At 67.8% G+C, this 20,971-nt stretch carries 23 protein-coding genes; 11 read left to right on the top strand and 12 right to left on the bottom strand.

The features are described from left to right. The first annotated feature begins 22 nt into the window (after positions 1-22). Positions 23-1,939: a 1-deoxy-D-xylulose-5-phosphate synthase gene (gene dxs / locus QXH22_RS02560; protein ID WP_306241193.1), complete on the top strand. Its 1,917-nt coding sequence runs from the start codon at positions 23-25 to the stop codon at positions 1,937-1,939. Here the strand turns inward: dxs and QXH22_RS02555 are convergent. From QXH22_RS02555 to QXH22_RS02545, 3 genes are read right to left on the bottom strand one after another with little or no spacing between them, the layout of a single operon-like run. Next, complete coding sequence (locus QXH22_RS02555) at positions 1,936-3,243, bottom strand: ribonuclease D (protein WP_306241192.1); 1,308 nt, start codon at positions 3,241-3,243, stop codon at positions 1,936-1,938. The two genes, dxs and QXH22_RS02555, sit on opposite strands and share 4 nt — an antisense overlap. 1 nt (position 3,244) lies before the next feature. Next, positions 3,245-3,829: a DUF3000 domain-containing protein gene (locus QXH22_RS02550; protein ID WP_306241191.1), complete on the bottom strand. Its 585-nt coding sequence runs from the start codon at positions 3,827-3,829 to the stop codon at positions 3,245-3,247. Between the two features lie 57 nt (positions 3,830-3,886). Continuing rightward, on the bottom strand, positions 3,887-4,693 hold the full coding sequence (locus QXH22_RS02545) for an enoyl-CoA hydratase/isomerase family protein (protein ID WP_306241190.1): 807 nt from the start codon (positions 4,691-4,693) through the stop codon (positions 3,887-3,889). Between the two features lie 58 nt (positions 4,694-4,751). On the opposite strand from QXH22_RS02545, the gene hemE reads away from it, so the two are divergent. From hemE to QXH22_RS02525, 4 genes are read left to right on the top strand one after another with little or no spacing between them, the layout of a single operon-like run. Next, positions 4,752-5,816 (top strand): uroporphyrinogen decarboxylase, encoded by a 1,065-nt coding sequence (hemE, locus tag QXH22_RS02540; RefSeq protein WP_306241189.1) that lies wholly within the window; start codon positions 4,752-4,754, stop codon positions 5,814-5,816. Next, on the top strand, positions 5,813-7,147 hold the full coding sequence (locus tag QXH22_RS02535; protein ID WP_306241188.1) for a protoporphyrinogen oxidase: 1,335 nt from the start codon (positions 5,813-5,815) through the stop codon (positions 7,145-7,147). The genes hemE and QXH22_RS02535 overlap by 4 nt, the downstream gene beginning before the upstream one ends. A 5-nt stretch (positions 7,148-7,152) precedes the next feature. Then, on the top strand, positions 7,153-7,848 hold the full coding sequence (hemQ, locus tag QXH22_RS02530) for a hydrogen peroxide-dependent heme synthase (RefSeq protein ID WP_306241187.1): 696 nt from the start codon (positions 7,153-7,155) through the stop codon (positions 7,846-7,848). Further along, positions 7,845-8,597, top strand: a complete 753-nt coding sequence (locus QXH22_RS02525; RefSeq protein ID WP_306241186.1) for a class I SAM-dependent methyltransferase — start codon at positions 7,845-7,847, stop codon at positions 8,595-8,597. The genes hemQ and QXH22_RS02525 overlap by 4 nt, the downstream gene beginning before the upstream one ends. Positions 8,598-8,796: 199 nt before the next feature. On the opposite strand, the gene msrB is transcribed toward QXH22_RS02525, so the two are convergent. The 4 genes from msrB to QXH22_RS02505 form a co-directional block, all read right to left on the bottom strand. Then, on the bottom strand, positions 8,797-9,216 hold the full coding sequence (gene msrB, locus QXH22_RS02520; protein WP_306241185.1) for a peptide-methionine (R)-S-oxide reductase MsrB: 420 nt from the start codon (positions 9,214-9,216) through the stop codon (positions 8,797-8,799). Positions 9,217-9,225: 9 nt separating this feature from the next. Next, a complete protein-coding gene (aftC, locus tag QXH22_RS02515; protein WP_306241184.1) occupies positions 9,226-10,545 on the bottom strand; it encodes an arabinofuranan 3-O-arabinosyltransferase in 1,320 nt (439 codons plus the stop codon). 88 nt (positions 10,546-10,633) lie between these two features. Further along, entirely contained in the window at positions 10,634-12,190 is a 1,557-nt protein-coding gene (locus QXH22_RS02510; protein WP_306274850.1) for an alpha/beta hydrolase, read from the bottom strand. A 27-nt stretch (positions 12,191-12,217) separates the two neighbouring features. Continuing rightward, the gene (locus QXH22_RS02505; RefSeq protein WP_306241182.1) at positions 12,218-13,009 is read right to left on the bottom strand and encodes a pyrimidine reductase family protein; all 792 of its coding nucleotides are present in this window, start codon (positions 13,007-13,009) and stop codon (positions 12,218-12,220) included. Here QXH22_RS02505 and zapE point away from each other — a divergent pair. Further along, complete coding sequence (gene zapE / locus QXH22_RS02500; protein ID WP_306241181.1) at positions 13,008-14,102, top strand: cell division protein ZapE; 1,095 nt, start codon at positions 13,008-13,010, stop codon at positions 14,100-14,102. The two genes, QXH22_RS02505 and zapE, sit on opposite strands and share 2 nt — an antisense overlap. On the opposite strand, the gene QXH22_RS02495 is transcribed toward zapE, so the two are convergent. From QXH22_RS02495 to QXH22_RS02485, 3 genes are all read right to left on the bottom strand, one after another. Then, on the bottom strand, positions 14,080-14,568 hold the full coding sequence (locus QXH22_RS02495; protein ID WP_306275946.1) for an N-acetyltransferase: 489 nt from the start codon (positions 14,566-14,568) through the stop codon (positions 14,080-14,082). The genes zapE and QXH22_RS02495 overlap by 23 nt on opposite strands. 58 nt (positions 14,569-14,626) lie before the next feature. Then, the gene (locus QXH22_RS02490) at positions 14,627-15,151 is read right to left on the bottom strand and encodes a hypothetical protein (protein WP_306244275.1); all 525 of its coding nucleotides are present in this window, start codon (positions 15,149-15,151) and stop codon (positions 14,627-14,629) included. A gap of 79 nt (positions 15,152-15,230) precedes the next feature. After that, positions 15,231-15,962 carry a Clp protease N-terminal domain-containing protein gene (locus QXH22_RS02485; protein ID WP_306274849.1) on the bottom strand — a complete coding sequence of 244 codons (732 nt, stop codon included), beginning with the start codon at positions 15,960-15,962 and terminating at the stop codon, positions 15,231-15,233. A gap of 130 nt (positions 15,963-16,092) precedes the next feature. Here QXH22_RS02485 and QXH22_RS02480 point away from each other — a divergent pair, with 130 nt between their 5' ends. Both QXH22_RS02480 and QXH22_RS02475 read left to right on the top strand, forming a co-directional pair. Beyond that, entirely contained in the window at positions 16,093-16,422 is a 330-nt protein-coding gene (locus QXH22_RS02480; RefSeq protein ID WP_306241179.1) for a DUF732 domain-containing protein, read from the top strand. Positions 16,423-16,586: 164 nt separating this feature from the next. Next, positions 16,587-17,540: an alpha/beta fold hydrolase gene (locus tag QXH22_RS02475; protein ID WP_306241178.1), complete on the top strand. Its 954-nt coding sequence runs from the start codon at positions 16,587-16,589 to the stop codon at positions 17,538-17,540. A 37-nt stretch (positions 17,541-17,577) separates the two neighbouring features. On the opposite strand, the gene QXH22_RS02470 is transcribed toward QXH22_RS02475, so the two are convergent. Beyond that, complete coding sequence (locus tag QXH22_RS02470) at positions 17,578-17,808, bottom strand: DUF2510 domain-containing protein (protein ID WP_306241177.1); 231 nt, start codon at positions 17,806-17,808, stop codon at positions 17,578-17,580. Between the two features lie 196 nt (positions 17,809-18,004). On the opposite strand from QXH22_RS02470, the gene QXH22_RS02465 reads away from it, so the two are divergent. The 3 genes from QXH22_RS02465 to QXH22_RS02455 all read left to right on the top strand — a co-directional run bounded on the left by QXH22_RS02465 (position 18,005) and on the right by QXH22_RS02455 (position 20,523). Beyond that, positions 18,005-18,658, top strand: a complete 654-nt coding sequence (locus QXH22_RS02465) for a DUF732 domain-containing protein (RefSeq protein ID WP_306241176.1) — start codon at positions 18,005-18,007, stop codon at positions 18,656-18,658. 25 nt (positions 18,659-18,683) lie between these two features. Continuing rightward, positions 18,684-19,538 carry a serine hydrolase gene (locus tag QXH22_RS02460; RefSeq protein ID WP_306241175.1) on the top strand — a complete coding sequence of 285 codons (855 nt, stop codon included), beginning with the start codon at positions 18,684-18,686 and terminating at the stop codon, positions 19,536-19,538. Positions 19,539-19,752: 214 nt separating this feature from the next. Further along, positions 19,753-20,523, top strand: coding sequence for an alpha/beta fold hydrolase (locus tag QXH22_RS02455; RefSeq protein ID WP_306241174.1), 771 nt, complete (start codon positions 19,753-19,755; stop codon positions 20,521-20,523). Between the two features lie 57 nt (positions 20,524-20,580). On the opposite strand, the gene QXH22_RS02450 is transcribed toward QXH22_RS02455, so the two are convergent. After that, complete coding sequence (locus QXH22_RS02450; RefSeq protein ID WP_306241173.1) at positions 20,581-20,925, bottom strand: amino acid aminotransferase; 345 nt, start codon at positions 20,923-20,925, stop codon at positions 20,581-20,583. Between the last annotated feature and the right edge of the window lie 46 nt (positions 20,926-20,971).

Below are 20,971 nucleotides of genomic sequence, written 5' to 3'. Positions count from 1 at the left end.
GCGCGCTGCGTAGACTGGCCAGATGCTGGAACAGATCCGCGGGCCCGCCGATCTGCAGCACCTTTCGCAACAGCAACTCCGGGACTTGGCCCAAGAGATCCGCGAGTTTCTGATCCATAAGGTTGCTGCCACCGGAGGACACCTTGGCCCCAACCTCGGTGTCGTCGAACTGACCCTCGCGTTGCACCGGGTGTTCGATTCACCGCACGACCCGATCATCTTCGACACCGGCCACCAGGCCTACGTCCACAAGATGCTGACCGGCCGCGCCCAGGACTTCGAGACCCTGCGCAAGAAGGGCGGCCTGTCGGGATATCCGTCCCGGTCCGAGAGCGAACACGACTGGGTCGAATCCAGCCATGCCAGCGCGGCGCTGTCGTACGCCGACGGCCTGGCCAAGGCGTTCGAACTCACCGGACACCGCAACCGGCACGTGGTGGCGGTGGTCGGCGACGGCGCGCTCACCGGCGGCATGTGCTGGGAGGCGCTGAACAACATCGCCGGTTCCCGCCGTCCGGTGATCATCGTCGTCAACGACAACGGGCGCAGCTACGCGCCGACGATCGGGGGCGTGGCCGATCACCTGGCCACCCTGCGGTTGCAGCCGGCCTACGAGCGGTTGCTCGAGCGCGGACGCAACGCGATGCAGGCGGTGCCGGTGGTCGGTGACGTGGCCTACCACTTCATGCACAGCGTGAAGGCCGGCATCAAGGACTCGCTGTCCCCGCAGCTGCTGTTCACCGATCTCGGCCTGAAATACGTCGGCCCGGTCGACGGTCACGACGAGCGGGCGGTAGAAGTGGCGCTGCGCAGCGCCCGTGGTTTCGGCGCCCCGGTGATCGTGCACGTCGTCACGCGCAAGGGCATGGGGTACGGCCCGGCCGAGGCCGACGTAGCCGAGCAGATGCACTCCACCGTGCCGATCGACCCCGTCACCGGGGTGGCGACCAAGGTGGCGGGCCCGGGTTGGACGTCGACGTTCGCCGAGGCACTGATCGATGTGGGCCGCAAGCGCCGCGACATCGTGGCCATCACCGCGGCGATGCCCGGGCCGACCGGCCTGTCGGCCTTCGGGGAAGCGTTCCCGGACCGGTTGTTCGACGTCGGCATCGCCGAGCAGCACGCGATGACGTCGGCGGCCGGGCTGGCCATGGGCGGCATGCACCCGGTGGTCGCGATCTATTCGACGTTCCTGAATCGGGCGTTCGACCAGATCATGATGGATGTGGCGCTGCACAAACTGCCGGTCACCATGGTCCTCGACCGCGCCGGCGTCACCGGCAACGACGGCCCCAGCCACAACGGCATGTGGGACCTGTCGATTCTGGGTGTGGTGCCGGGCATGCGGGTGGCCGCCCCGCGCGACGCCACCCGGTTGCGGGAGGAACTCGGCGAGGCGCTCGACGTCAGTGACGGGCCGACGGCCCTGCGTTTCCCCAAAGGTGATGTGGGCGAAGACATTCCGGCCCTCGAACGGCGCGACGGGGTGGACGTGCTGGCGGTGCCGGCGGACGGCCTGAACAACGACGTGCTGCTGGTGGCGGTCGGTGCGTTCGCGTCGATGGCGCTCGCCGTAGCCAAGCGCTTGCTCGACCAGGGGATCGGTGTGACGGTGATCGACCCGCGCTGGGTGTTGCCGGTTCCCGACGTGCTGCGCGACATGGCCTCTCAGCACAAGCTGCTGGTCACGCTGGAGGACAACGGAGTGGCCGGCGGTGTCGGTTCGGCGGTGTCGGCGGCGCTGCGTGCCGTGGATATCGATATCCCGTGCCGCGATGTCGGCCTGCCGCAGGAGTTCTACGACCACGCGTCGCGCGGTGAGGTGCTGGCCGACCTGGGGCTCACCGACCAGGATGTAGCCCGTCGCATCACGGGTTGGGTTGCCGCACTGGGCACTTCGCCGGTCGAACAGTCCGCGATCAGCGAGCAGCTGGACTAGTCGGCTCCGGAGCCGGCCTGCGGGGCCCGCGTCACCGCAGCGGCCAGCACGGGGACGACGAGCTCGCGCTGCCAGGGCCGCGCCTGCCCGGCGTGCAGGTACTCCTCGGCAACGGCGACGGCGTCGTCGCCCGCCGCGGCGAGGCTCTCCCAGTCCCAGCACAGCCGGCGCACGAGGTCCGGCGAGACCAGGTTCTCGGTCGGGATACTCACCCGCTCCGACAATCCGGCCAGCGCTGCGCGGGCGACTTCCAGTCGCGCGGCGGCGTCAGGCTTGCGGCGGCTCCACCGCGCGGGCGGTGGCGGTCCGGCGGACTGCTCCGCGACGTCCGGCAGATCGTGATTCTGCCGGGCCGCCTCCAACGCCGCCAACCACATCGGCGCACTGCGGCGCTGATTGCGGCCACCGAACACCGGTAACGCCACCAGTTCGTCGACGGACTTCGGGTCGGCCAACGCGGCGTCGATGATGGCCGAATCCGGCAGGATCCGGCGCGGCGCGATGTCACGCCGCTGGGCGATCCGGTCGCGGGTGGTCCACAACTCGCGGACCGCGGCCAGCGCCCGGCGATCGTGCACCTTGTGGATGCCCGAGGTGCGGCGCCAGCGGTCACGCCGGGTGGGCGCGGCGGACAGCCGCTCCTCGGATGTCCGCAGATGTTCGAATTCCTGTGCGGCCCAATCGGTTTTGCCTTGCTCGGCGAGCACCTGAGCGATCGCGTGGCGCAACTCGATGAGCAGTTCCACGTCCAGTGCGGCGTAGTTGAGCCAGGCCGACGGCAGCGGGCGTTTGGACCAGTCGGCGGCGCCGTGTCCTTTGGCCAGGCCCTGGCCCAGTAACCGTTCGACCATGGTCGCCAGGTTGACCCGATCGAATCCGGCCAGGCGGCCGGCCAATTCGGTGTCATACAGCGCCGGCGGCCGCATGCCGACCTCGGCCAGGCAGGGCAGGTCCTGGTCGGCGGAGTGCAGAATCCATTCGTCTTGGCCGAGCACCTCGGCCACCGGTTGCAGGACGTCGAGCGGATCACCGCCGTGACTGACCGGGTCGATCAGCACGGTGCCGGCGCCGGACCGGCGAATCTGGATCAGATAGGCGCGGTTGGAATAGCGGAACCCCGAGGCCCGTTCGGCATCCACGGCGAAGGGGCCGTGGCCCCGGTCGAGCTGTTCGGCGGCCGCGGCGATGTCGCTGGCGTACACGGACAGATTCGGCATGCCGTCGGCCGGGTGCAAGAGCAGCGGAACTTCGGGCTCCGTGCTGCCCGGCGGATCGGTCTCCGCCGGAGACGGGTCGGGGCACATGTCAGGCGCGTGACCGTGAACTCAGGTCGGTGACACCGGCCGGCGGCAGACCCGCGGCGTGCTCGAGAACGTCGCAGAACGCCTGGACGTGGCTGCCCACATCCGGGGTGGTGGCAGTCCACGATGCGCGCAGCTCCAGCTGGTGGGCGCGCGGAGGACCGGAGATGTCGCCGTAACGCACCGACGTAGTGGCGGTGACCGTCCCGCCCAGCGCGGTCATGTGTTTGGTGTGCGAGTCCAGCGCCTCGGACAGCCAACTCCACGCGACTTCCGGCAGCAGGGGATCAATGGCCTCGTGGGAGTCCAGGTCCGCCTGGATGTAGGCGACCAGGCGGATGGTGCCGTCCCAGGCATCGGAGCCCTCGGGGTCGTACAGCAGGATGAGCCGGCCGAACGCGTCACCTTCGGATCGCTCGGGAACGATTTCCAGGTCCGGGTGCTTGACCTCGGCGCCCAGCGCATAGCTGAACGGCGCCAGGCGCTGGGGTGGGCGAATCGGGCCCAGCTCGATCTCGGGCCGCACGGTGACACCGTTCATCGCCGCGACCGCTTCGCGGAATGGCTCGGGTTCGACCGCTGATGTCATGAATTTCGACGGTAGACCCATCGGTCGACACGCGCGCACAGGCGCGCCGAATCGGGCTCAGCTCGACGGACGGCTGTCAAACCGGGCCGGGCGCTTCTCGCGGTGCGCGGCCAACCCTTCCTGCACGTCAGGGCCGCTGAAGCCGATGAATTCCAGGCCGAGTGAGGTCTCGAAGGCCGGGGCGAACATGCGATACCAGTGGTTGAGGCTGTGCTTGGTCCAGCGGATCGCCTGCTGCGCGCCGGCGGCCAGATTTTCCGCCAGCTTGGTGGCGGTGGCCAGCACGTCGTCGTCATCGACGCAGGTCGACACCAGGCCGATCCGTTCGGCCTCTTCGCCGGAGAGCGTCTCGCAGGTCAGCAGGTAGTACTTGGCCTTGGCCATGCCGACCAGCAGCGGCCAGCAGATCGCCGCATGGTCCCCGGCGGCCACGCCCAGCTTGGTGTGCCCGTCGATGATCTTCGCCGTCCGCCCCGCCACCGAGATGTCAGCCAGCAGCGCCACCACCAGGCCGGCGCCGACGGCGGGGCCCCTGATCGCCGACACCACCGGCTTGTCGAAGTTGACCAGGTTGAGCACCAGGTCGCGGGCCTCACGCATGATGCGGATCCGGCCCTCGTAGTCACCGATCGTCTCGTCGATCAGGTCGAAGCTGCCGCCGGAGGAGAACGCCTTGCCTTCGCCTCGGACCAGGACGACGTTGACGTTGGGATCGCGGTTGATCACCGGCCAGACGTCGGCGAGGTCGCGGTGCATCTGTGGTCCGACCGAGTTCAGCCCGGGGGCGTCGAGCACCAGGTTGAGGATTCCGTTGTCGCCGGGTTCGCAGCGCAGGCTGGGGAAGTCGTCATAGGTTGCGGGCATCCCGGCTGATGTTACGCAGCGGTGGCGGCGGCGTTCGCTTCTGGCAGCATTGAGCGCGATGAACACAACCCGTCGCGACCTCCCCTCGTCGCCGTATCTGGCCGCGGTCGCCGGCCGCAAACCCACCCGGGTGCCGGTGTGGTTCATGCGGCAGGCCGGCCGTTCGCTGCCCGAGTACCGGGCGCTGCGCAAACAGCACAGCATGCTGGCCGCGTGCTTCGAGCCGGACGTGGCCTGCGAGATCACCCTGCAGCCGGTCCGGCGTTACGGCGTGGACGCCGCAATTCTGTTCTCCGACATCGTGGTGCCGCTGCGCGCCGCGGGAGTGGATCTGGACATCGTCCCCGACGTGGGGCCGGTGATCGCCGATCCGATCCGCACCGCGGCCGATGTCGACGCCATGAAACCCCTTGACATGCAAGCGGTTCAACCGGTGCTGGACACCGTCGGCCTGCTGGTGGCCGCGCTGGGTGACGTACCGCTGATCGGGTTCGCCGGGGCGCCGTTCACGCTGGCCTCATACCTGGTCGAGGGCGGGCCGAGCCGCAATCACGCCCGCACCAAGGCGATGATGCTGGCAGAGACGGACACCTGGCACGCGCTGCTGACGAAACTGACCGACCTCACCATCGCGTTCCTGCGCGGCCAGATCGAGGCCGGGGTGGACGCGATCCAGATGTTCGACTCGTGGGCCGGAACGCTGTCGCTGGCGGACTACCGCCGGTATGTGCTGCCGCACAGCTCCCGGGTTTTCGCCACCCTGGCCGAGCACGGCGTGCCGATGACGCATTTCGGTGTCGGGACCGCCGAGTTGCTGGGCGCCATGTCGGAGGCCGTGCAACCCGGGCGTGCGCGCGTCGTCGGTGTCGACTGGCGGACCTCGTTGACCGACGCCGCGAGCCGGGTCGTTCCCGGCACGGCGCTACAGGGCAACCTCGACCCGGTGGTGGTGCTGGCCGGCTGGGATGTGGCCCAGCGTGCTGCGCGCGCGGTCGTCGACGACGGACGTCGCGCCGTCGACGCGGGAGCGGCGGGTCACGTCTTCAACCTCGGACACGGCGTGCTGCCGGAAACCGACCCCGGTGTGCTGACCGAACTGGTGGCGCTGGTCCAATCGTTATGACCCGCTCGTATTGCGTTGTAGGCGGCGGCATTTCGGGTCTTACGGCAGCGTACCGGCTGCGCGCCGCGGTCGGCGACGACGCCACCATCACGCTGTTCGAGCCGGCCGACCGACTCGGCGGCATCCTGCGCACCGACGTGGTGGGCGGCCAGCGCATGGACCTGGGGGCCGAGGCGTTCGTGGCGCGCCGGCCCGAGATGCCGGCGCTGCTGGCCGAGCTGGGGCTGTCGGACCTGCAGCGCGCAACCACGGGGGTGCGGCCACTGATCTACAGCGGCCGGCGGTTGCACGCCCTGCCGTCGGACACCGTGGCCGGGATTCCGTCATCGGCCGCGTCGGTGAGCGGGCTGGTCGACGACGAGACGCTGGCCCGCATCGAAGCGGAACCGCAGCGGCCGCTGCACTGGACACCCGGCAGCGATCCCGCAGTGGGCGAGTTGGTGGCAGACCGGTTCGGGGAGCAGGTGGTGGACCGCTCGGTGGAGCCGTTGCTGGCCGGGGTCTACGCGGGCTCCGCGGCGACGATCGGGTTGCGGGCGGCAGTGCCCACCGTGGCCGCAGCCCTGGACCGCGGCGCCACCAGCCTCACCGATGCGGTCCTGCATTGCCTGCCGCCGGCCGGCGGGGGAGCGGTGTTCGGGTCGTTGCAGGGCGGCTACCAGGTGCTGCTCGACGAACTCGTGGCACGCAGCCGAATCCGTTGGGTGCGCACGGGGATCCGCAGTCTGGAACCCGGCTGGACCCTGCACGACGAGACCGGCGCCGGCTGGGCCGCGGACGCCGTGATCCTCGCCGTCCCGGCGGCACAGCTGGCCCGCCTGGTGCAGACGATCGCGCCGCGCACGGCTGCGGCCGCGGGCCGGATCATGACCGCCTCGGCGGCGGTGGTGGCCCTGGCGGTGCCGGGCGACACGGCCTTCCCGCAGTCCTCCGGCGTGCTGGTGGCCAGCGGAGAGCCCTTGCACGCCAAGGCGATAACCCTGTCGTCGCGCAAATGGGGCGGCGGTGGCGACGTGCAGTTGTTGCGGCTGTCGTATGGACGGTTCGGTGATGACATCGCCGCGGCCACCCCTGACGACGAGCTGCTGGCCTGGGCCCGCCAGGACATCGCCGACGTGTTCGGGCTGACCGTGGAACCGATCGACGCGCGCGTGCAGCGCTGGCTCGATGCGATGCCGCAGTACGGGCCGGGGCACGCGGACCTTATCGCCGAGCTGCGGGCGGGTTTGCCGCCGACGCTGGCCGTGGCGGGCAGCTACCTCGACGGGATCGGTGTGCCGGCCTGCGTCGGGGCGGCCGGGCGGGCGGTCACCGGCCTGGTGGCACCATAGGAGTCATGGCACGCCTCGACTTCGACGCCCTCAACGCAACCATTCGCTACCTGATGTTTTCGGTGTTCTCCGTGCGGCCCGGTGAGCTGGGCGATCAGCGCGACGCCATCATCGACGAGACCGCCACCTTCCTCAAGCAGCAGGAAGAGGGCGGCGTGGTGGTGCGCGGCCTTTACGACGTGGCTGGGCTGCGCGCCGACGCCGACTTCATGATCTGGACCCACGCCGAACGGATCGAGGCGTTGCAGGCGACGTATGCCGACTTCCGCCGCACCACCACGCTGGGCCGTGCCTGCGCACCGGTGTGGAGCAGTGTGGCGCTGCACCGGCCGGCCGAATTCAACAAGAGCCACATCCCGGCGTTCCTCGCGGGCGAGGAGCCGGGGAACTACATCTGCGTGTATCCCTTTGTGCGGTCCTATGAGTGGTATCTGCTGCCGGATGACGAACGGCGCCGGATGCTCGCCGAGCACGGGATGGCCGCGCGCGAGTACAAGGACGTGCGCGCCAACACCGTGCCGGCCTTCGCGCTGGGCGACTACGAGTGGCTCTTGGCGTTCGAGGCGCCCGAGTTGTACCGGATCGTCGACCTGATGCGGGAACTGCGCGCCACCGACGCTCGCCGGCACACCCGCGAGGAGACGCCGTTCTTCACCGGCCCCCGGGTGGGAGTCGAGCAGTTGGTGAACGCGCTGCCGTGAGTGCCCCTTTCGATTCCACCGACCCGGCCCGCTTCGAAGAGAGCTACCGCGACGAACGCGTCGTGCGCGGCCTGCCCGCCGCAACGCCATGGGACATCGGCGGCCCGCAGCCCGTCGTGCAGCAACTCGTCGCTGTGGGTGCCGTGCGGGGGGAGGTGCTCGACCCCGGAACGGGGCCCGGCCACCACGCGATTTACTATGCCTCGCAAGGCCTTTCGGCGACGGGCATTGATGGGTCGGCCACCGCGATCGAACGGGCCCGTGACAACGCGGCGAAGGCCGGGGTGACTGTCGATTTCCAGGTCGCCGACGCCACCAAGCTGGAAGGTTTGGACGGCCGCTTCGACACCGTCGTGGATTGCGCGTTCTTTCACACCTTCATCACCGCGCCGGAACTGCAGAAGTCCTACGTGCAAGCGCTGCACCGCGCAACCCGGCCGGGGGCGCGGTTGTTCATGTACGAGTTCGGCGTGGGCGAGGTCAACGGATTCACGATGTTGCGGTCGGTGTCCGCCGATGACTTCCGGGAGATCCTGCCGTTGGGCGGTTGGGAGATCACCTATATGGGCCCGACCACCTATCTGATCAACGTGAGCCCCGAATCGATCGCGTTGCTCGCCGCGCGCAATCCCGACATGGCCGAAGAGGTGGAGTCGATGCTCGCGCAGTACCGGGCGATGGAGCCGTGGCTGGCCGGTGGGCGGGTGCACGCGCCGTTCTGGGAAGTGCACGCGACCCGCGTGGATTGATCGGGTTGCCGAGCTCGGCCGCGGAGTGTGGCCGCCGCGTCGGCTCGGCGAGTGTGAATTCGGCGCCGCGACAAGCCGACGAAGCGTCGCCCAATTCACAGTCGGCGCGGCGATGTGGGCGGGGCGGCGCGGCGATGTGGGCGGGGCGGCGCGGCGATGTGGGCGGCGCGGCGCGGCGATGTGGGCGACGCGGCGGGTGTCAGCCCTCGTCCGGCACCAGCGTCAGCGAAATCGAGTTGATGCAATACCGCAAGTCGGTCGGCGTCGGGTAGCCCTCGCCGGCGAACACGTGGCCCAGATGACTGTGGCAGTTCGCGCACAGCACCTCGGTGCGGGTGGTGCCCATCGAATGGTCGGGACGCAGCACCACCGCCTCGGAGCTCGACGGGTCGAAGAACGACGGCCACCCGCAGTGCGACTCGAATTTTTCTGTGCTGCGGAACAATTCGGCACCGCAGGCCCGGCAGTTGTACACACCTCTGGTCTTGGTGTCGGTGTATTTTCCGACGAACGGGCGCTCGGTGCCGGCACGCCGCAGCACCTCGAACTCCTGCGGGTTGAGTTTCTTGCGCCACTCGTCGTCGGAGAGTTGCAGTTTCGGTCGCGCGAGTTCAGTCATCGCTTCTCCTCAATCGCTTGGCGGTCCCTCTCCCACGCTAGCTCGCTCACGCTCGGCGAGCAGCCACGGCGGATCGATCCCGTCCTCGAGCCTGTTCTCCGCCTTGGCATCCAGGAACCGGAAGTACAGCACCGTGAACGTCACGATCAGCACCAGAGACCAACCGTAGGTGATCTTCAGGTATTCCAGCGCCCGTCCCCATCGCATCCAGTTGAAGAGCAGCCAGCGGTCCAGCGTCATGAAACCGTAGATGCCCAGCCACGCCGGCCAGTTGCGGATCACCGAGTTGGGCAGCACGACGGTCATCAGGAACGGGAACAGCATCATCGAGTAGTAGCCCTGGGCCAGCGACATCACCAGCCACGACCACAGCATCAGCACCCCGGAGGACGTGGTGAACCAGAACAGCGGGTCGCGGGTGCGGTAGTACCGGTACAGCAGCCACAGGGCGCCGATAGCGATCGCGGTGAACAGCAGCCGCAGCGCGATGATCAGCCAGAAGGGCAGGCCGAAATAGACCCCATTGCCCTCGATCGAGCTGTTGAAGTAGTCGCGGGTGCCCAGGATGTAGGGCACCGTGCGGGTGAAGAAGTCCATCGGGTGCGGCACCAGCGGCAGCGCGGCAAGGTTGGCGGCCAGCGGCACCAGGAACGCCATCACCAGCGCCCGCCACTGGCGGTTGAGCAACGGCAGCAACAACAGCGGTCCCAGCAACGGTTTGAGCACCAGTGTCAGCCCGATGGCCAGGCCCGCCCACCACTGACGGCTGGACCGGCCATCGAGCAGCCACCGCAGGAAAAGCACTTCCAGCAGCAGGATGCAGCCGTTGATGTTGGTGAAAACGAGTGTGTTGGTGACGGTCTCGGTGCAGAACATGGCCAGGATCAGCGCCGGTGCGGCCACCGAGGACAGCGTGAAGTGGAACATCCGCAGCAGCAGGTAGGCAGCGACCAGGATGGCGACGGTGTTGATGGAAATGAACAGATAGCGCGACGGCGCGAACGGCAGATAGCCGAAGGGTGCCATCAGCAGCGTGCCGCCGGGCGGATACAGGTAGTGCGGGTCGACGTAGTCGAAGTGCTCGTTGTAGATGTCCCAGCCATGCCGGAAATTCAGCACCGCCCGGTACACCGGCTTGAAATCGTCGGTGATGTTGCCGTTGGTGGTGAGCACGATGCTGCGGTGGAGCACCGACAGAATGGCCGCCGGCCATAGGACCGCTCGCAGCACCGATGCGGTGGTCGATGGGCCGGGACGGAATGCGGCCTGCACTGATGCGCGTAAGCCGGTTCTGGTCGAGTCAGCTGCCGTCACCAGCGCACCGTACACCGGCGTCGCGTTCGCCCGGCCGTGCAGGGGCCGGGGAGAAGCCGGACAAATCGGCTTCTGGGTGGGCGCCAGGCGGTCTGGGCGCTGATTACGCCGGACAGTAGGTGTCGGTGCCGGGCAGCCTTCCGGTGTCCAGATAGCCGACCAGCGGAGGAACCGCGCACGACGAATAGATGCTGGCGCCGTGACCGATGCCCTGCCACATCACCCGCTTGCTGGCGGCGTTCGCGTTGATGACGGTGGCCGCCGTCGCCGCGACGCCCTCGTTGCCCGCGATCGGGTCGTTCTGCACGCCGAGCAGCAGCACGTCGATCTTGAGTTCTTTCGGCGCCTGGGGGGTCGAGCCGGTGGGCCAGTGCACGCACTTGACCAGATTCAGGGCGGCGACGGCACCGAACTGCGGGTAGAGCTTGCCCCAGGCGACCACCAGCTCGCGCACCCGGTCCGGGGTGGGCCGGTTCAGCGCGTCGCTGCAGCGGTTGACGAACTGGCCGTCACTGTCCCGGATACTTTCGGCGCGGTTGACGAGGTTGTTCAGTGGGTTCTCGTCACCGGAACGGGCTGCCGCCAGCGCGTTCGCCAGCTCCACGGTGGTGTTGACCCGGTCGCCGGTGGGAAATCCGAGGGCGGTGCTGATCGCGTTGGCGATCGAGGCGACCGACGCGCGCACACCCTTGCTGGTCCTGGCGTCGGCGAGCAACGCACTGACCGCGCCCTTGGGGTCGGGACCCAGAGCGCAGTTCACCGCCACGCACTGCGCCGCGAAGGCGTCCAACGCGGCCTGCTGGCCCTTGACCTGTTGTTCGGCCGCGGCCTCAGCGCTGGCGCCGATGGCGACGGGCGAGTCGAGGATCAGTCTGGCCACCTTGTCGGGACGGGAGCCGGCGTAGGTCAGCGCGAGCTGCGCGCCGTTGCCGACACCGACGAGCGCGACCGACGGTACGTCCCACAGGTTGCGCAGGCGCTCGATGTCGGAGGCCGCGTGCGCGTTGTCGTAGGCGGAATCGCCGGGCGCGATGGCGTCGGTGCAATTGGTGGTGGCGGTGTTGGAGATTTCGGAAAGGTTGGCCACCGGGTCGTCACCGGTCTCGAACTGGGCCTGATCGCGCATGTTGTCGCGGTCGAGCCGGTCGCGGCAGTCGATGGGACTCGACGTACCCATGCCGCGGCGGTCGATGGCCACGATCGGGTGAGCGTCCAGCACGTCGGTGCCGGCGCGGGACAACCAGACCGGAAGTTGGGTGGAAGACGCGATGTCGGTGCCGGTCGTGAAGACCAGCGGTCCCGCGTCCTTGGGTGTCTTGGGGGAGCGGGCGCGGACCACGCCGATGCTCACCGACCCCGACCCGCCGTTGACCGGGTCCAGGTCTGCGTCGAATGTGGCGCAGTCCAGCTTGACGCCAGGTGCGGCGGGGACGCCCGCGTCGGCGTTGACTTTCGACGTGCAGTCGCGCCAGGACAGGTCGTTCTTCGGTGCCGCGATGGGCGGCGGACCGCTCGGTGGTGGTTTCGTGGTGACGGCGCCTTGCGGGCGGGCGCCGGAATTGGTGGCGAAGCGCGGGTCGGCGCCGAATACCGGGACGCAGCCGGCCAGCACTGTGGTCACTGCCAGCAGGATCGTGGCGGACGTGAGGTGCCGACGCATGCCGACCACAGTAGCGGGAACCGCCGACTACTCCTTGACGTAGCGCGTGTAGAGATAGCCGGCGTCATCGGTGAGGACGTGGGAGCAGCGCATCCGCGTCGTCACCTGCCCGGGTCCCGAGGCGATCCGGTGCGCCTCGCCACCGACCACCAGCGGCGCGATGGTCAGGCACAACTCGTCAAGCAGGTCGGCCTCGATGAACGCGCCGAGCAACGTCGGGCCACCCTCGGTCAGCACGTGGCGCAGGTTCCGGTCGGCCAGCGCGGTCACCAGGACGGACACGTCGACCTCGGCGGGATCGTCGCCCGAGCAGTCGATCACCTCGGCGCCCAGCCCGACGAGGTGACGCCGGGTGTCGTCGGCGGCGGCCGTGCAGGTCAGGATCAGCGGCGGCACCTCGGTGCGAGTGAACACCGCGAGATCGCGGTCCAGATGACCGGATTTGGTGACGATGGCCAGCGGCGGGATCTCGCTCTGGCCGCGCGCCTGCCGTTGTTGGCGCTGCCCCACGCTCAGCTGCGCACCCGAGTAACCCTCCGAGCGCACCGTGCCCGCCCCGACCACGATCACGTCGGCGAGTTCGCGCAGCACCACGAAAACGGCCCGGTCGCCGGGCCCCGCCAGTGCGCCGGACAGCCCCTCGACGGTGGCGCCGCCGTCCAGGCTGGTGATGAAGTTCGCCCGTACCCGGGCTGCCCCTTCCGGATAGGCATAGAGCTGGGGTAATTCGGCGTGGTCGAGTTGGCGTTGGGACCCGAGCAGATTCAGTGACGTCTCAGCGGCCAGACCGGATGCGATACCGGCCTCGAAGTCGGACATGTGCTCGATTGCAGCACGTCGCTACAGTGCCACCATGCACGGGTCCACCTCTTCGGCCGCGGTGGGTCACTTGGTGGACCGGCGTCCGGCGGTGTCACCGGAGCGGTTGATCGCCCAGTTGCGGCCGCCGCCGACATTCGCGGAGGTGAGCTTCGCCAGCTACCGGCCCGATCCGGCCGAGCCGACTCAGTCCGCGGCCGTGGTGGCGTGTCAGGAGTTCTGCCGGCAGGCGCAGGAGCGACGGGCCGGGCGCAAGAAGCTGTTCGGCCGGCGCGAGGTCCTGCCCGGGGTCGGGCTTTATCTGGATGGCGGGTTCGGGGTGGGCAAGACGCACCTGCTGGCATCCGCGTACTACCAGTTGCCTGGCAGCGGACCGGGCACCGACGACAGTCCCAAGGCGTTCGCCACTTTCGGTGAGCTGACCCAACTGGCCGGGGTGTTCGGGTTCGTCGAGTGCATCGACCTGTTGGCCGGCTACACCGCGGTCTGCATCGACGAGTTCGAATTGGACGATCCGGGCAACACCACGCTGATCTCGCGGATGTTGTCGTCATTGGTCGAACGGGGCGTGTCGGTCGCCGCGACCTCCAACACGTTGCCCGAGCAACTCGGTGAGGGCCGCTTCGCGGCTCAGGACTTTCTGCGTGAAATCAACACGCTGGCAAGCATTTTCACTACAGTTCGGATCGAGGGCCCGGACTACCGGCACCGGGATCTGCCGCCCGCGCCGCCGCCGCTGAGCGATGAGGAGGTCGCCGCCCGCGCCATCGGCGTTGCCGGGGCGACGCTCGATGATTTCGATGCGCTGTGCGCGCATCTGGCGACCATGCACCCGTCGCGCTACCTGACCCTGATCGAAGGCGTGACAGCGGTATTCGTCACCGGTGTGCACGCGCTGGACGACCAGAACGTGGCGCTGCGGCTGGTGGCGCTGACCGACCGGCTCTACGACGCCGGCATCCCGGTGGTGGCTTCCGGTGCGAAGCTGGACACCATCTTCAGCGAGGAGATGCTGTCGGGGGGCTACCGGAAGAAGTACCTGCGGGCCACCTCGCGGCTGCTCGCATTGACTACCCGACCTCCCGGATCATGATGTAGTCATCCTCCAGGTGGGGGCCCAGCTGGAAGGTGCGGGTGCCACTGACCGCGAAGCCGTTCTTCGCGTAAAAGCGTTGCGCGCGTTGATTCTTCTGGTTCACACCCAGCCAGACCTGGCGTGCTCCCCAGGCGGCGGCGCGGGCGAGTGCGGCCGTCATCAATGCAGCGGCGACCCCGGTGCCGTGGAAGTCGCTGAGCGTGTAGAGCTTTGACAGTTCCACGGGCTCACCCGGTGCTGAGCGAACCAGCATCGCGTAGCCGACGATCCGGCCGTTACGGCGGGCGGCCAGAATCGCGCGCTGCGGGTCGGTCAGGTATTCGGCGAACCGGTTGGGGGACAGGTGCGCGTCGACGAACGCGGCGACGTGCTCGGGCGCCACCGAAGCCGGGCATGCCAACGGAAATGTCTGGGCCGCAAGGGTGGCGAGCTGGTCGGCATCCGCGGCAACGGCGGCGGCCACGCTATCCGGATCGTCGTAACGAGCGTCGTGCAGATCGTCGTGCAGATCGTCGTGCAGATCAGAGATTCCACTGTGCGAGGTGCTCACCGGTCTTGCGGTCCAGCAGCACGACCACCGATACCGGGTCGCGGTAGGCGTCCCAGTACACCCCGCCCCGGACCACTGCACCTTGTGGCGCATTGCCCAGCGCGGCGTCGAGCCAATCCGGCGCATCACACGGCCGCGGCTTGTAGGCATCAGCGAACGGGGTGACACCGTCGAAGCTGAAGTTGGTCGCCATGACGTAGGAGTTGGGCACCCGGACCGCACGGACCACCACGTCGGCGCGGTTCACCGAACTGTCCGGGAAGCTTTTCACCGGAACGCCGCTGCGGGTGTAGCCGAATCCCGGTGGCGGGTCGACGGGGACCACGCTGGTCACGGTGACGTCAGCGACGTAGGTACCTGTGTCCACTCGCAACGTGTCGCCGATGTGGCCGATCGGTGCGTCGCCGGCCCGCGCCCGGGGAAGAGCGGCGTCTACCGACAACACGCCCGCCGCCATGACGAGGAACGCGGAAAGGACGATCAGCCAGCGGTGCATCTTCGCCTCCTGGGCTGCCTGTTCTCCGGACCTTCGCATGATTACACACGCAGCTTTGCTGCGGGCAGGGTTGGTCCCCTCAGGTCTGTGCGTCCGGGGGAGCGGTGAAGGATTGCAGAGCGGTGGCAAGGTCTGCCTCGACGCGTTCCTTGTCGACGCCGGCGCGGTGCAGCGGACCGGCACCGCCCTCGGCTTCGAGCAGCGCGAGCAGCATGTGTTCGGTCCCGATGTAGTTGTGGCTCAACCGAAGTGCCTCACGGAAGGTCAACTCGAGCACTTTGCGGGCCGGGCCGCTGAAGGGGATCAGCGCGGGGATTTCCGCCGCGCGCGCGGGAAGTTCTATCGACTTCTGCAGGGCCTCGGCGTCGATCTTCTGTTGGCGGATCAACACGGTGGCCAGCGCCGCGGGGTCGCCGAGCGTGCCCAGCAGCAGATGGTCGGGGGTGATCAGGTCGTTGCCCGCTTCGTGTGCGGCATTCTGCGCGGCCACCACGGCGTTTCGGGCCCGTGGGGTGAACCGGGAGAAGCCCTGCTCCGGGTCGAGCGGGGTGGCGTCGGCCTTGGGGACGAACCGTTTCTGGGCAGCCTGCTTGGTAACTCCCATCGCCTTGCCGATGTCGGTCCAGGAAGCACCCGAGCGCCGCGCCTGATCGACGAAGTGTCCGATGAGGTGGTCGGCGACCTCGCCGAGGCTCTCCGCGGTGAGGACGGCGTCGCTGAGTTGGTCCAGGGCGTCGCTGTGGACTTTTTTGATGGTGTCGATCAGCTCGTCGAGACGGACGGGATGGGTGATCTTGGTGGGCTCGACCATGCCGTCAACGCTAGGTTGACGATTGCTGGTCTGTCAACCTGGGGTTGACGACTTCGCCGGGAAAGTTCACCTCGCGTTCGTCGTCGCTCGAGATGCGGCCTGACCTCGGGTTTGGGAGAATCTCAGGGCTATGAGAATCCTCGTTTGCGCGGCCGCCGCGGTGGCCGTCATCGGCTGGGCGGCCCCCGCGCACGCAGATGCCAACCAGGATCAGGCCTTTCTGGTCTCCCTGGGTGCGGCCGGGCTCACCTACAAGGACCCCGAGAGTGCGATCGCAGCCGGCAAGAAGGTGTGCGATATGGCCAACGAGGGCAAGACGGGGGTCGAGGTCGTCAAGGTGCTGCAGGACGCGAACCCCGCTTTGTCGCAAGTGAATGCGGCCCGTTTCACCGCGATCTCGGCCGGCGTGTACTGCCCGTCGCAGTTGCCGCCGGCACAACCGGCCGGCAACGGCGGCTGAGCCTCAGCCGGCGTCCCTCGGGCGCAGGCGGGGTCCGCGACATCCTGCGCGGCAAGTGCGTCCCCACCGGTAGCCCGGGCGTGTGCACCCGGTGTACCAAGGAGGGCGGAAGACACCCGCGTGCGTGAGGGAGAGTGTGCCGTGATGACGCAGGACTATCGCCGGTGAGGACGGGATTGGCCGCGGGCGCGGCACTGGGGACCACCGGCGTGTTGAGCTGGGCCGGACTGCGCGCACTTGTCGGGTGGATCGAACGCAACCCCGATCCGCTCACCCGGGAGCAACTGCTGGCCGAGCCGGAAGGCGACGAGGTCACGATCACCCGCCCCGACGGGACGGTGCTGCGCGCGCTGTCCGCGGGCGAGGGTTCGCCGGTCGTACTCGTGCACGGTTACACCGTCACCCTCGCCGAGTGGAACGTCGTGTGGGATGCGTTGTTGGCCAGGGGGTATCGCGTTATCGCTTTCGATCAGCGCGGGCACGGCAGGTCCACGCTCGGCTCCGAGGGGATCGGTTCTGGGCCCATGGCCGCCGACATCGCCGCGGTGCTCGAACATTTCGGCGTCGACGACGCGGTGCTCGTCGGCCATTCGATGGGCGGATTCGTCTCCATCCGCGCAATGCTCGACCATGCCGACGTCTCGGAGCGTCTGCGAGGCCTGGTGCTGTTCGCCACCTGGGCCGGCCGTGTGATGGACGGAGCGCCTCAGAACAAGGTGCAGATGCCGCTGCTGGAGCGCGGGATACTGCCGCGGTTGCTGCGCTACCGGACGATGGCAGTGCTATTCGGCGCCGCCCAGTGCGGCAAGCGACCGTCCCCGGCAATGGTCTCGGTGTTCACCGAGGGCTTCCGGCAGCACGTCGACGAACACGGTCCGCATATTCCGATCGTGCGGGCCTTTTCGCGTGAAGACCGCTATCCGCGCCTAGGCGAGATCACGGTGCCGACCGTCGTCATGGTCGGGGCGGCGGATCGCACCACACCGCCCAATCACTCGCGCCGGATGGCTGACGGCATTCCCGGCGCCCGGCTGGTCACAGTGGCCGACGCGGGGCACGCGCTGAACTGGGAGGCCCCCGATGAGCTGGTCAAGGTCATCGAATCGCTGACGGCTTAGACCGGTTGGTCACCGACTATCGCCGTGCGGCTTCGGGTCAGCCCTGGCCCGTGGGCTTCGTAGCCTGCGTCCAGGTCTGACCATCGAAGTAGCGCAACACGTTCGGCGTCGACGGATCGGGATACCAGCCCGCAGCCGGTTGCCACGCGTGCGGCACGTAGGGCTGGGGCTTCGGTGATCTCGTCATACGCACCACCAACGCAATGAGTCCGGCGACGAGGCCGAGTCCGACGAGACCGACGACGAGCAGGATTGCGAGCAGTGACATACCTGGTCACTCTTCCAGGTTCGCGCAGTACATGGGCGGCGACGGTGCTGATCACGCGACGCTGACAACGCCGAGATAAGACTCGCCGAACATCAGCGCAGGGTGATTTTAAGGGTTAACGTGAGGTAAACTTTCTGCTAACTCCCGATGTATTGGGAGTCTGGATTACCGGTCTCGAGCCAATCGGAGCCCCGCTATGTCCACCCGCATCACCCTCGCTGCCGGGTCCCTACTAGCTGGCGTCTCGCTGCTGTATGGCGCCGCCGCTGTGAACGCCGCCGCATCGTGGGCCGACACGGCCCAGGATGATCAGTTCCTGGCTCTGCTCGACCAAAAGGGCGTCTCGGCCATCTCCGGTGTGCCGGCCCTCATCGCCACAGCGCATCAAATTTGCGGCGGGCTCGCGTCCGGCATGTCGGCGGACGCCCTACTGGATGCGCTGGTGGATACCGCGAACACCGTCACCCCCGGCGCCGACCCGGCCCGCCTGGTGCGTACCGAATCGCGATTTCTCGACGCGGCAGTGGAGGCCTACTGCCCGAACAACCGGGGACGGGTGGTGTTCACCAATCCCGCAGCCTGGAGTCAGTCGAAACATGTTGTGGTGCTGGCTTCTTCGCTGATCAAAGGCGCCAATCCGGAAATCCCGGCTCCGCCGGGACCGGGAGTTGAGGCGCAGAACCTCACGCCACCGGCCGTAGTGGCCCCGCCCCAGCCGAGGAAGCCGGCACCTCCCGTTGTCGGCCCTCCGCCCGGCGGTGGCGGTGGGGGAGGAGGCACCGGCGGTGGCACCGGTGGGGTCTCCCCGATGCCGCCTCTGGAGCCGGGGATCATCACGCTGGCGCCATAACGCTCAGTCGATCTACGGTGCTGTGATGCCGCATGGGCTGCCGATTCCGCACGCCGCGCTGCACCGGTCGATCAGCAACACCGTCGGCAGCACGCCCGACATCAATTGGTCGATCTGTATTCGAGACGCCGCCGGTCGCCCGCTGGTTCACCACAATTGCGATGCGGCCATGAAGACTGCCAGTGTCGGAAAGCTGTTGCTATTAGCCGAAGTTGCGCGGCGGTGCGACGACGGCACGATGGACTTCGACGAAGTACTGGACCGCAATCCTGCCGTGCACGTTGCCGATTCGGGTATCTGGCAGCATCTGCAGGTTCAGCAGTTATGTGTCCGCGATCTGTGCGTGCTGGTCGCGTCGGTAAGCGACAACCTCGCCACCAACGTGTTGCTGAACCGTGTGGGATTGCAGAGCGTCCAAGAACTCGGTGGGGCAATTGGTTTCACCAAGACTGCGCTGCTCGATCGGGTTCGGGACCAGCGCGGCCCCGATGACGCGTGGACGTTCTCGGTGGGTTCGGCCGCCGAGTTGTCCGATTTCATGTGTCACCTGGCCGCCAAGCGTCTCATCTCGTCGTCGGTCTCCAACGAGTTGAACGCGTGGCTGGCGACGGGCGTGGATCTGTCGATGGTGGCGTCCGCATTCGGCCTTGATCCGCTGGCGCATACCGAACCCGATCGCGGCTTCACCATCCGCAATAAGACCGGGACCGACGCAGCCGTCAGAGCCGACGTGGGCACCGTCGAACGAAATGGCACCTCGTTCTCCTATGCCGTCATTGCCAACTGGGATGCCGGCGGCTCAGATCTGCGGGACACGGTGGTTGCTGGAATGCGCTCGATTGGTGGGGCGCTCAGAGACCTGCTGGCGCACGAATCCTGAATCTGGGTGTTACACCAGCCGCGATACGAAAGACGTTGGCCGAGTACCTACGCGGCGGAGCCGATCAGACGCCCGAACGCCGGCCAGACGACGCCTGGAGCGCAGACAACGCCGCGGCCCGAATCGCGTCGTTGTCGACCGCGGTATACCGCTCCGTCGTGGCAGCGCTTTACGATGCGGTCCTGGGCTCACGACGCTGAAGGAGGACCTGGCGATGGGATTGCCCGCATTGGTTCTCGTGCACGGAGGCGGGTTCGCCGCTGATTCTTGGGACCCAACCATCGACGTGATCCGCATCCTGGAGCCGGAACTAAAGGTGCTCACCGTTGATTTGCCGGGTCGGGGAACTAAAGGCGGTGACTTGATCACCGCTTGTGTCGATGGGTGGGTCGATTCGGTGGTGTCGGACATCGAGAATGCTGCGCTCGACGACCTCGTGATCGTCGGCCATTCGCTGGCGGGCGTGATCGTCCCCGGTGTTGTCACCAAGCTCGGCTCGGCGCGGGTGCGGGAGATGATCTTGGCCACCGCGCAAGTACCAACCAACGGCAGCGCCCTGGTGGACACGCTTTCCGGGGCGCAGAGCTGGTACGCACGTCGCACCGCGAAACGTCATGTGCAGAAATCCCGTTCATTACGCCCGGGAGGTTTGCCTACTGCGTTGGCGAGGTTTGTATTCTGCAACGGAATGACTCCCGCACAGCGCAGGTTCACGCTGGCTCGGTCCTGTCAGGAATCACCCTCAATAATGATTGAAAAAGTTGACCGCAGTGGAATGCCCGACGATGTGCCACGTACGTGGATACTCACTCGGCGTGATCGCGCCGTCTCGGTGAAGATTCAACGCGAGTGCATCGCCGCGCTTGGCGGAGTGCAGACGCTCATTGAGATCGACACCTGCCACATGCTGATGGTGAGCGAACCTGAACGGCTGGCAGAGATCCTCATCGGGCGTTGCCGTTTGTACGAACAGCCCAGGCCCTGAGGATGGCGTCGACCAGGCCGGCCCACGCCGGCGGGAACGATCGCGGCGCGGGCCCGCTCACATCACGTCCAGCACGGTTGCGGCGCCGTCGAGCGCCTGGGCGAGCCCGTCGGGATTGGCGCAGTCCCAGCACCCGGCACGGATCGCGGCGGCGCGGATCCTGAGCGCGGCGGCGGGATCGTCGGCCGTGCAGGCCGCCTCGGCGATAGTCGCGGCGGCGAGCCGTGCATCGGCGGCGGTGGTGAGGCCGGCAAGTGCGCCCTCGACGTGCAGGGCGCCGGCGAAGTCGCGCAGCGCACCGGCGAGGGCCGTCGCTTTGGGAACGGCTTCGCCGATGCGAACGAGGTAGTCCAGCGCTGCGGTTTCGGGACCGGTCGGTGGGGTGCTGGTGGGAGTTGTCATGCCGCCAAGCTAACCCACGAAAATGGCGAATTGCCAAGGGCTGCAA

This window comes from Mycobacterium sp. TY814 (assembly GCF_030755175.1).
GTDB lineage: Bacteria > Actinomycetota > Actinomycetes > Mycobacteriales > Mycobacteriaceae > Mycobacterium.
The sequence above is the reverse complement of the archived record's forward strand: the minus strand, read 5'-3'. Positions and strand labels throughout refer to the sequence as shown.

Bases quoted from the DNA above. Each gene is read 5' to 3' on its own strand.
- QXH22_RS02450 (WP_306241173.1), bottom strand. From the start codon at position 20,925: ATGACAACTCCCACCAGCACCCCACCGACCGGTCCCGAAACCGCAGCG.
- QXH22_RS02465 (WP_306241176.1), top strand. From the start codon at position 18,005: ATGTCCACCCGCATCACCCTCGCTGCCGGGTCCCTACTAGCTGGCGTC.
- zapE (WP_306241181.1), top strand. From the start codon at position 13,008: ATGTGCTCGATTGCAGCACGTCGCTACAGTGCCACCATGCACGGGTCC.
- QXH22_RS02545 (WP_306241190.1), bottom strand. From the start codon at position 4,693: ATGCCCGCAACCTATGACGACTTCCCCAGCCTGCGCTGCGAACCCGGC.
- QXH22_RS02505 (WP_306241182.1), bottom strand. From the start codon at position 13,009: ATGTCCGACTTCGAGGCCGGTATCGCATCCGGTCTGGCCGCTGAGACG.
- dxs (WP_306241193.1), top strand. From the start codon at position 23: ATGCTGGAACAGATCCGCGGGCCCGCCGATCTGCAGCACCTTTCGCAA.
- msrB (WP_306241185.1), bottom strand. From the start codon at position 9,216: ATGACTGAACTCGCGCGACCGAAACTGCAACTCTCCGACGACGAGTGG.
- QXH22_RS02535 (WP_306241188.1), top strand. From the start codon at position 5,813: ATGACCCGCTCGTATTGCGTTGTAGGCGGCGGCATTTCGGGTCTTACG.
- QXH22_RS02460 (WP_306241175.1), top strand. From the start codon at position 18,684: ATGCCGCATGGGCTGCCGATTCCGCACGCCGCGCTGCACCGGTCGATC.
- QXH22_RS02480 (WP_306241179.1), top strand. From the start codon at position 16,093: ATGAGAATCCTCGTTTGCGCGGCCGCCGCGGTGGCCGTCATCGGCTGG.
- QXH22_RS02455 (WP_306241174.1), top strand. From the start codon at position 19,753: ATGGGATTGCCCGCATTGGTTCTCGTGCACGGAGGCGGGTTCGCCGCT.
- QXH22_RS02555 (WP_306241192.1), bottom strand. From the start codon at position 3,243: ATGTGCCCCGACCCGTCTCCGGCGGAGACCGATCCGCCGGGCAGCACG.
- QXH22_RS02485 (WP_306274849.1), bottom strand. From the start codon at position 15,962: ATGGTCGAGCCCACCAAGATCACCCATCCCGTCCGTCTCGACGAGCTG.
- hemE (WP_306241189.1), top strand. From the start codon at position 4,752: ATGAACACAACCCGTCGCGACCTCCCCTCGTCGCCGTATCTGGCCGCG.
- hemQ (WP_306241187.1), top strand. From the start codon at position 7,153: ATGGCACGCCTCGACTTCGACGCCCTCAACGCAACCATTCGCTACCTG.
- QXH22_RS02510 (WP_306274850.1), bottom strand. From the start codon at position 12,190: ATGCGTCGGCACCTCACGTCCGCCACGATCCTGCTGGCAGTGACCACA.
- QXH22_RS02490 (WP_306244275.1), bottom strand. From the start codon at position 15,151: ATGCACCGCTGGCTGATCGTCCTTTCCGCGTTCCTCGTCATGGCGGCG.
- QXH22_RS02470 (WP_306241177.1), bottom strand. From the start codon at position 17,808: ATGTCACTGCTCGCAATCCTGCTCGTCGTCGGTCTCGTCGGACTCGGC.
- QXH22_RS02550 (WP_306241191.1), bottom strand. From the start codon at position 3,829: ATGACATCAGCGGTCGAACCCGAGCCATTCCGCGAAGCGGTCGCGGCG.